Raw genomic sequence first — 8,538 nt, 5'->3', positions numbered from 1 at the left:
CTTCCTGGGCAACCTGGTCCGCGCGGTGGGCGCCGGCCTTCAGCAGTTCATCTCGAACATCGGAACCCATCTCCAAACCGGCCTGGTCTCCTGGCTGCTGGGCACCTCCGCCAAAGCAGGCATCGAGATCCCCTCCAAGTTCGACCTGAAGGGCATCATCCAGCTCATCGCCTCACTCCTCGGCCTGACCTGGGCCAACATCCGGGCCCGCATCACCCGCAAGGGCGTCCCCGACCAGGCAGTCACCGCCGCCGAAAAATCCGTCCCCGTCGCGAAGGCACTGGCGACGGAGGGTCCAGCGGGCGCCGCAAAGGAAATCATCGCCGAGGTCGGCGACTTGAAGTCCACCATCCTCGAAGAACTGAAGTCCTACCTCATCCCCACGGTCATCATGGCGGGCATCACCTGGATCCTGTCCCTACTCAACCCGGCGTCGGCGTTCGTCCGCGCGGTCAAGGGGATCATCGACATCGTCATGTTCACCGTGAACCAGGGCGCCCAGATCGTGGAGTTCGTCAACGCGGTCCTGGACGCGGTCATCGCCATCGCCAACGGGGGCTCGGCGGGCGTCCCGAAGATGGTCGAGATGGCGCTGGCCGCCAGCATCCCCCTGCTCATCGGGTTCTTGGCCTCGCTCCTGGGCATCGGCGGCCTGGTCAACAAGATCAAGGAGGTCTTCCAGAAGGTCGCACGGCCGGTCAACCGGGCCCTAGACAAGATCGTCGGCTTCATAGTCAAGGCGGGCAAGAAGATCTGGGCGAAACTCAAGGGCAAGGACAGCAAGAAGGCCGATCCCTTGGACGTGCGCGTCATCGCCCGGCAGGCTGCACAGCGCGGCTGGGCCGTCGCCCGGCAGCGAACTGATACGCAGCTCGTCGGCCGCGCCGAGCTCGAATCGGCCCTGGCCAAGACGGGAGCGGCCCGCGGCGGCGTACAGGTGCAGGTCCTAGTCGCCGAGGCGGGCACCCACTGGACGGTCCGGGCCACGGCCAGCAAGGGTGCAAAGAAGGCCACCGCCGAGGAGGGGAAGGGCTGGATCGCGAAGGGCGAGAACGGCGCCTCTTGGTACGCCGCGAAGGACCACAGCGCCTTCAACCGCGCCGTGATCGCGGAGTCGTTCGACGCGCTGCGCGGCACCGCCGAGCCCGAGGACGGCGACCTGCGCACCGCGTACGCCAGGAAGGTCGCCGCAGCCAAGAACATCACCGTGACCCAGCAGGGGCGCCTCGACGGTCGTGCCCGCGGCCTCAAGCTCACCATCGGCATGGAGCCGTTCACCGGGGTGGCCCGGGACAAACAGATCGCGACCACCGTTAAGATCGCGCCGAACACCACCCAGCAGCAGGGCCAGGTGCCGGCGGCCGGCGAGGCCTTCCCGTACAAGATCGGCCCGCTTCAAGGCGCGGCCCAGTTGAAGAGCACTCTGGTCGGGACCGTGAACGAGCAGCTGCAGCCCTTCCCCGCCGGTGGCTTCGAAGTGAAGGATGACTTCACCGGCTTCGCCGTCAACCTTCTCGCTACGCCCGATAAAGCCATGAGCGATCTGGCGACCCGCTACCTGGACCTGGCCTGGGCCGGTGACCCGGAGCTGCAGGCCGTGGCGGCGAACCGGACGGCGGTCATCGCGGGCGTCAACGCCTTCGAAGGGCTGGACACCGAGGCCACCGACACGGCCCGCAAGGAAGTAGAGAACGCCGTCTCGGGTGTGTCGAAGCGCAGCAACATGCTGATGGCGGTCTTCGGCTTTCTCTGGGAGCCGCGGTGGTTTCCCAAGGGCGGTGGCGGGGCGGTGCCACTGGGCAGAGTGCGCAAGGCGTACGCGGCGCTGACCGACGAGGGCGACCGGACGAAGGCGAAGGACGAGGAGTCGACGATGCGGCAGAGCAAGTCACTCCCGTACGGCGCCCTGCGGGAACAGGTGCTCCGCTCGACGTACACCAGGCAGGCGGTCGAGATTCTGTCCACCCGGAACCATCGGGTGCACATCTTCAGCCAGGATCCGGACGGCGGGCTGGTCACCGTCGGCGAGGACCCGATGGGCGTCCTCGCGAAGTACACGAAGGTTCTCGAGGAGATGCAGCGGCACCCCATGCTGACAATCGGAGGGTACTCCTTCAAGGGAGTCAGTTGGGCCGCGAACGCGGATCCCCGGAGGGTTCAGCTGACGGTCCTGGGCAACGAGATCGACCGGGCGATCCGGGCGGCCGTAGCGAAGGTCCTGCCGCGGATGATCTATCCGACCGAGCCGAACATGCTCATCAAGGCCTGGACCCACGACAAGAACGAACAACCGGGCATCTTCGAGGATCCGGCGATGATGGGGAACAACAAGCCCTTCTGGGGCAAGAAAGCCGCCGAGGGCTGGGCGATGCGTGATCGGCTGGCGAGGGGATACCACCGCGACGAAAAGGATTTCGTGGCTTACGTCCCCGAGGCCGCGACGACGACGGACCCCCTTATCCACGACTCCTCCCGGGGTTTCGGCATCGGCGACCCCGAGGTCCTGCACGCCGCCCGGCCCAGGCGGCGGAATCCGGATCCCGCCGACGCGTTGCTGGGACAGTCACAGACCTATGCGAACGCGAAGCGGCTCGCCATGGAGATGTCCAAGTCCGAAACGCCTGCGTCCAACGCGGCCCGGCGGGCAATCTTGGCCACCCAGGGTCTGACGGCCAGGGTCTACTCCGAGGTGGAAAGTGTTGTGAGAATGATGGCACGCAATCCCAAGGCGCTCGGTACCAAGGAGCTCCGGCTTCGCCTGGAGGCGATTGACGCAAAAGTTGAACAAGTGCTCGACAGTGAGAGAGAGCGCGAGGATCTGGTGAGGAAGGCCGGGGAAATCACCAAGGAAATCGTCCGCGCGCTCACCTCCGCCGACCTTGAGGGGACGTGGGTACAGATCAAGCAGCGCCTGGACGAGATCGTGCCACCTACCGAAGGGCGAATCGACAAGTGAGCCCGACGACGCCGCGCGAGGGATACGCCGCGATGGCCGCCCGAGCACAGGCCCTCTACGACCAGGGACGGAGCGCCCGCGAGGCGCTGGCCGTGTGCTACGGGGTGGAGCTTCCCGACGAGATCTTCGCCATCGCCGACACAGAGTTCGACCCCGAGCTGCCCAACTACTTCCCGGCCAACCAGCCGTGGCGGCTCATCACCGGGCCCGGCCGGGGCCCGGTACCGCCGGCCCCTCGCACGTCGGAGCGGTACGAGAAGGCCGTCGCTGACCTGGACCCCGACCTGCTCCCCCTTGTCCGCCTTGGCGAGGAGGAGACGAAGCACGGCGACTCCATGCTGTGCTACCGCCTGTCCGACCTCGCCCAGGGCGCCGCCACGATCTACGGCATTGCGGGCGCGGTCTGGACGGTGTTGGAGGCGCTGCCCGCTGAGGTTCCGCGGTACGGCGACTCGCTGCTGGACGTCCTGGCTGAGTACTACGCCGACTTCTACGCCCAGATGGAGGAGCGCTACTACGGGCCCGGGCACGCGGTGGCGGACGAGATGCTCGACGAGGCCCGTGACATCGTGGAGGCCATCGATCGCCTCAAGCGCGACCTCACCTTCGGCCTCGGCGGAGAACCCTGAGGCGCCGCCCTCAGCCCGGCTCGACCAGGCCAAAACTCGGTGACCGACGGCGCCTTCTTCGTCCAGGAGGCCTCCAGCCGGTCCCGGAAAGCGTTCCAGGAGAGGTAGCCCCAGGGGGCGTTGCTGGCCCAGCAGATCGGCACGCCCGAGGAGCCGCAAGGCCATCGCCCGGTTCGTCAGCTCTCTGTAATCCTCCAGCCTGCCGCGCCGACCGGCCCCGTGCCCGGACATCCGTCCCGGCACGGGGCCGTACCCATACCCCCTTCCTGCGGCCGCGTCTTGTCTGTCTAGCCCCTCGCGGCGCCACCGTCATCTCAACGCCCCCTGATTTGCGCAGAAGGCGACCCCGTGCATCCCTTCCCCGCTCACATAGCAACCGACATCCGCCGCAGCCGCCGCCACACCCCCGGCACCGCAGGCCCCCACATCAGCCGACGCGTCGTCACCGAGTGGTCGGAGTCCTGGGCGTGCGGCGGCAACTTCATCGGCCACGAGGAAGGGTCCTGCCGCCCGGACTGCACAGGCCACTACCTACCCCGTGCGCGCCTGGTCATCTTGGCCACCCCGGTGGCGGCCCCAGCCAGCCGGCCAGCCCGGCGGCAGGTCGCCGAACCGCCTGCCGACCGCACCAGCCCCCCGCTACACCGTCGCCGCCAGCGACATTGCCCTCGGCGCTCAGTTCGGCGGCCCGCGCCTGGTGATGGACACCTGGACGAACGTCCACGTCGCAACCGCCCACACCCCCGAGGAAGCCGCACAGCGCCGCGCCGACTCCACCCGCCCACTGGACACGCTCGGCGTGCAAGTGGCCTCTGGCAGCCTCGCACGCAAGGCCGCTACCTCCGACAGCCCCGCGTAAACCAACCCCGCCTCGCCCCGGTGTTGCCCCGCGCCCGGGGCGCGGGGCCGACCGGGTTCCCCGGTGGCAGGAGGCGGCCCGGATGCCGCCCCCGTACTCGCGCTGGCCTGTCGGCGACGTCGTCAAGGCCGCCGGGATACCCGACCGTGACTCCGGCTTCGCCCTGGACCTGCTGGCCCCGGGCATGGAAACCATGGCCGAGCGCGGTGGATCCAGGCGTCAGTTGCTGAAGTAGAGGTACTTCCAGCTGCCGTACGTGGTGGAGTTCACCGAGTCGCCGGACGAGCCGTTGACGTAGACGGACCGCATACGGGCCTTGACGCCGGCCTCACCGGGGGCGCCGAGCTCCACGACGGACTTGCCGTTGGTGCCGAGCGTGAAGTACTGCGAGTCCAGCGAGTGCCAGGAGCCCTGGTAGTACGCCTGGAGGTCGAAGCGCTGTTGACGGCCCGGGTAGTACGTCATGGTCGTCGTGAGAAGCGGGTTCGTTCTCTTGTGGAACCAGTAGTACGTCGTCGAGCCGATCTTGCCCGTCTTGTAGTGGCGGGAGACGGCCGTGGAGACGCGGACCTTAGCGTATGCCGTGACCTTCACGGTGCGCGGCTTGTAGTGCGAGTCGCCCTTGAAGACGGCGTAGACGGTGGTGTCGCGGGTCATGTCCACCACGGCGGAGATGTTGCCGTGGGAGTTGACCGTGCCGGACTTGATGCGCTTCTTGGGGCGGTCCGAGCCGAACGGGTCGGCCCAGATTTCCACCGTGCGGTTCTTGTAGGTCGATCCCAGGTGCGCGGTGAAGGGCGCGTCGGCGCCGTACGCGTACACCTTGCCGTTGTTGTTCAGGCTCAGCGACGGCGTGGCGAGCGAGACCGAGACCTTGTCGTAGGCGCTCGCCGTGGTGTGCTCGGCGTCGCCTGCGTAGGACACCTGGTAGGTGACGGTACCGCCGGAGGTGGGAGTGTCCGAGAAGGAGTATGTGCCGTCCGCCTTGACCGTGACCGCGGGCAGCGTCTTGCCGTCCGGGTGCTCCATGTCGGTGCGGGTGACCTTCAGCTGGGCCCTGGCCGGGAGCTTTACCGTCGCCGTGACCTTGCCGGATACCGTCAGCGGCTTGGCGCGGGTGGCCGTCGACGGCGCGTTCACCGTGATCGCGGGCACACTCAGCGCGGGGTTGGTGAGCACCTTGAGCGTGTCACCGCCGGGGACCGACACCAGGGCGAACAGGCGGGAGGCGTCCGGGGCCCAGGCGACGTGGGAGGCGTCGAGCGCGTAGGTGCGCACCGCCTTGCTCTCACCGGGCCGGTAGACCGACACCCGGTAGTCCCCGACGGGGCCGACCTGGGCGACCAGCCCGTTCGGCGCGACATCGGCGCGCTGCCCGTACGGATAGGAGGCGGTTTCGGTGAACGCGCCGTCGGCGTACGCGTACCGCTTGGTCGCGCCGCCCAGGACCGCCGTGCCACCGGGCAGGAGATCGACATCGTTGACGTAGACCGTCGGGCCACCGCTTTGGGAGGCGACCAGCCGGGGCGTGGGCCCGGAGACGTCGACGACGGCCAGCACCTGCTTGGCCGAGTCGTAGAAATCCCGCTGACCGACCGCCAGCAGGCCCGGCGTGGAGGGGTCGGCATCGAGGATCGCAGGGCTGCTGACTCCGTGGTCGTGCAGCGGGAACTGCCCGAGCGAGACCGGGTCGGTGCCGCTGGCAGGGTCCACCGCGGGGTCGATCGACCCCAGATTGGCCTCCGTCTCGCCGCCCCACTCGCCGTACGTGAACCAGACCTTGCCCCCGGCGGCCTCGACGTACAGCGGGCCGACACCGGCGGCCACCGGGTACCGGGCCTTGACGTCAAGGGTCGCCGGATCCAGAGCCACAATCTCGTGGCTGGCGCGCGCAGCCGCGTACAGGGTGGAGCCGTCCTCGGACAGGGCCAGGTCGGCGACGCCGTCGATACCGCTCACCGAGTCGACCAGGTTGCCGTTGTAGTCCGCGGCGACGACCTTGTCCCGCGTGTCGTCGCCGATGAAGACGCGGTGGCGGGCCCCGTCCACCACCATGCCCCAGGACGAGCCGACGGTCACGGCCGACGCGGAACTGGCCGTTACCACAACGGTCAGTGCCGCCGAACTGAAGACGACCGCAAGCGCTGTCGCGATGGAGATGCTGCGCGTACCCACAGTGCTGTGTACCCCCACGAGGAAACCCGGCCAGGGGCCGAGTGATGTCGAGAGCGCCGCGCAACGCCCAGACACGCCAGGAAGGGCGACGGCGTCCGGGGCACGGCTGCTGCAGGGCAGCGTATGGCATGCCTGCGACAGACGAGAACGCGGTTTCCGCCGCGGCCGTTATTTCCCGGGGCCCTGACCCCTGGAGCGTCCATCTCCGCGTCGAGCCCGTCGGCTTCTGTTCCGTCTCCAAGCCCACCACGCTGCCCGGCCTCGCCGGTACCTGCGTCACCGGCCGCCCCTGACCACCACGCTGTATCCCGGCCCTGTCCTGCATATCTGATGCTGTTGGTTACTGAGGTTGAACTCGTGGTGTCGCGTGGTGTTCAGGTGGGTCTGATGGCCAGGCCGGTCTCGGTGAGGCAGCCGTCTATGAGGTCGCTGCGGTACTGGATGTGCCGTAGGCCGCGTCGGATGCGCTGGACGAGGTGTTCAGGGGTGTTGAAGGCGACGTTGGAGAGCCAGCCGCGTCGCAGGAGGGACCAGATCCCTTCGACGGGGTTGAGGTCGGGTGCGTAGGGCGGCAGGTAGTAGATGGTCAGCCAGTCCCGGGCCGCAGCCCATTCCCTCAGGTTGGCGGCCTTGTGGACGTTGAGGTTGTCCCAGACGAGCACGATCGGGCCGCCGAGCTGCTGATGTGCGGCGATCAGCAGGTCCCGGTAGTCGCGCCAAGAGAAACTCTTGCGTCCGTCGCGTCGGCCGTCGTCCCGTCGCGGCCGGTAGATCAGCCGAGACCGGTGGCCGGGTTTGTAGCAGGTCAGCGCCGCGATGGATATCCGTCTGCGGGACCGGCCGCGGACCCTCACCACCGGGGTCCGCCCGCGCTGCGACCAGGTCTTCGCCTGCGGCGGCGTCATGGAGAATCCGGCTTCGTCCTCGAAGACGAGCCAGGCTCCACTCACCGCCGCGGGTCTTCCGCGCAGGGCCACACCTCCCTGACCCACCCGGCAACCACTTCGTCGTCCCGCTCCACCGCCCGCCGGGCCGGCACCTGGCACGACCAGCCATTACGCACCAGGAGCTTGCGCACACCCTGGATCGTGTAGGTCAGATGGAAGCGCCGACCGATCACCGTCTTGACCCGCGCCAGCGTCCACCGCTGGTCCTCCCAGCCGTGCGCGGCCGGCCCCTTCGCCAGCTCCGCCTCCAACTGAGCGAACTGCTTCTCGCTCAGCCTCGGAAGCGACGCAGGTCCCTGCGACCGCAGGGCACGCGGACCGCCCTCGTCCCACGCCTGCCGCCACCTCTGCACCGAGCGGACACTGACCCGCAGGTCTTTGGCGATCACCGAACTCGCCTCGCCCTGGGCGAACCTCTCGGCAGCCTTCAGCCGTAACTCCTCGCGGAACTGCTGCCGTTCGGCGGTCAGCCCGCCCCCTTGTGGATACCGCATGCCCCGGTGATACCGCAGAGACGGCCAGCCGTCAGCCCCTACGACTTCACGAGTTCAACCTCAGTAACGGCACTCCGCAGGTTCTGTTATCCGCAGTTACCAATAACCGGGACCAGCCCGGTGTCCAGGACCTCCAGGGCGTCGACGGTGAGCCGGGCGGGCTCACCGGGTGCCGGCCGCTGGACCAGGGTGCCGGTGACGCGCAGCAGGTCGCCGGACTGGATGCCGTTCAGCAGCTCGTGCGTGATGCGGGGGTCGCCGCTGGTGCAGGTAACGACCGTGTCGGGGGCGTCGTCGTCGACGGCGTCCGGGTTGGCGGGTCGGACGATCAGGTCGAAGGTGGCGGTGCCGCTCGGGCCGGGGGTGGGGATCGCGTCGACCCAGCCGTCGACGGCGCAGTGCGTGGTGTCCATCAGCTAGTGTCCTGCGCCGGTAGTCCGTCGTTAGATCCAGCATGAGTTCTTCTGCCGGGGTGCCG

6 protein-coding genes and 1 pseudogene are annotated in these 8,538 nt (G+C 68.4%); 4 read left to right on the top strand and 3 right to left on the bottom strand.

Annotated features, from left to right (window positions below; all coding sequences use genetic code 11):
• The 3 genes and pseudogenes from IE294_RS48835 to IE294_RS45865 all read left to right on the top strand — a co-directional run.
• Positions 1-2,956 (top strand): annotated as a pseudogene (locus tag IE294_RS48835) (hypothetical protein); the annotation flags it as partial.
• Between the two features lie 32 nt (positions 2,957-2,988).
• Entirely contained in the window at positions 2,989-3,585 is a 597-nt protein-coding gene (locus IE294_RS45870; protein ID WP_189895259.1) for a hypothetical protein, read from the top strand.
• Between the two features lie 941 nt (positions 3,586-4,526).
• Positions 4,527-4,679 carry a hypothetical protein gene (locus IE294_RS45865; protein WP_189895258.1) on the top strand — a complete coding sequence of 51 codons (153 nt, stop codon included), beginning with the start codon at positions 4,527-4,529 and terminating at the stop codon, positions 4,677-4,679.
• Here the strand turns inward: IE294_RS45865 and IE294_RS45860 are convergent.
• The gene (locus tag IE294_RS45860) at positions 4,664-6,523 is read right to left on the bottom strand and encodes a YncE family protein (RefSeq protein ID WP_229918203.1); all 1,860 of its coding nucleotides are present in this window, start codon (positions 6,521-6,523) and stop codon (positions 4,664-4,666) included. The two genes, IE294_RS45865 and IE294_RS45860, sit on opposite strands and share 16 nt — an antisense overlap.
• Positions 6,524-6,747: 224 nt before the next feature.
• Between IE294_RS45860 and IE294_RS45855 the strand changes: the two genes are divergently transcribed.
• Positions 6,748-6,912, top strand: a complete 165-nt coding sequence (locus tag IE294_RS45855) for a hypothetical protein (protein WP_189895256.1) — start codon at positions 6,748-6,750, stop codon at positions 6,910-6,912.
• Positions 6,913-6,993: 81 nt separating this feature from the next.
• Here the strand turns inward: IE294_RS45855 and IE294_RS50195 are convergent.
• Positions 6,994-8,060, bottom strand: a protein-coding gene (locus IE294_RS50195; protein ID WP_435858242.1) for an IS630 family transposase whose coding sequence is annotated in 2 segments (ribosomal slippage) — positions 6,994-7,614 and positions 7,617-8,060 — 1,065 coding nt in all. Because the reading frame shifts where the segments join, the coding sequence is not laid out codon by codon here.
• A gap of 86 nt (positions 8,061-8,146) precedes the next feature.
• Positions 8,147-8,473, bottom strand: coding sequence for a hypothetical protein (locus IE294_RS45840; RefSeq protein ID WP_189895253.1), 327 nt, complete (start codon positions 8,471-8,473; stop codon positions 8,147-8,149).
• Positions 8,474-8,538 lie beyond the last annotated feature (65 nt).

The sequence above is a fragment of the Streptomyces canarius genome (genome assembly GCF_014650735.1).
In the GTDB taxonomy this organism is placed as follows: domain Bacteria; phylum Actinomycetota; class Actinomycetes; order Streptomycetales; family Streptomycetaceae; genus Streptomyces; species Streptomyces olivaceoviridis.
Note: the sequence above shows the minus strand (reverse complement) of the source record. Positions and strands in the feature narration are given on the sequence as shown.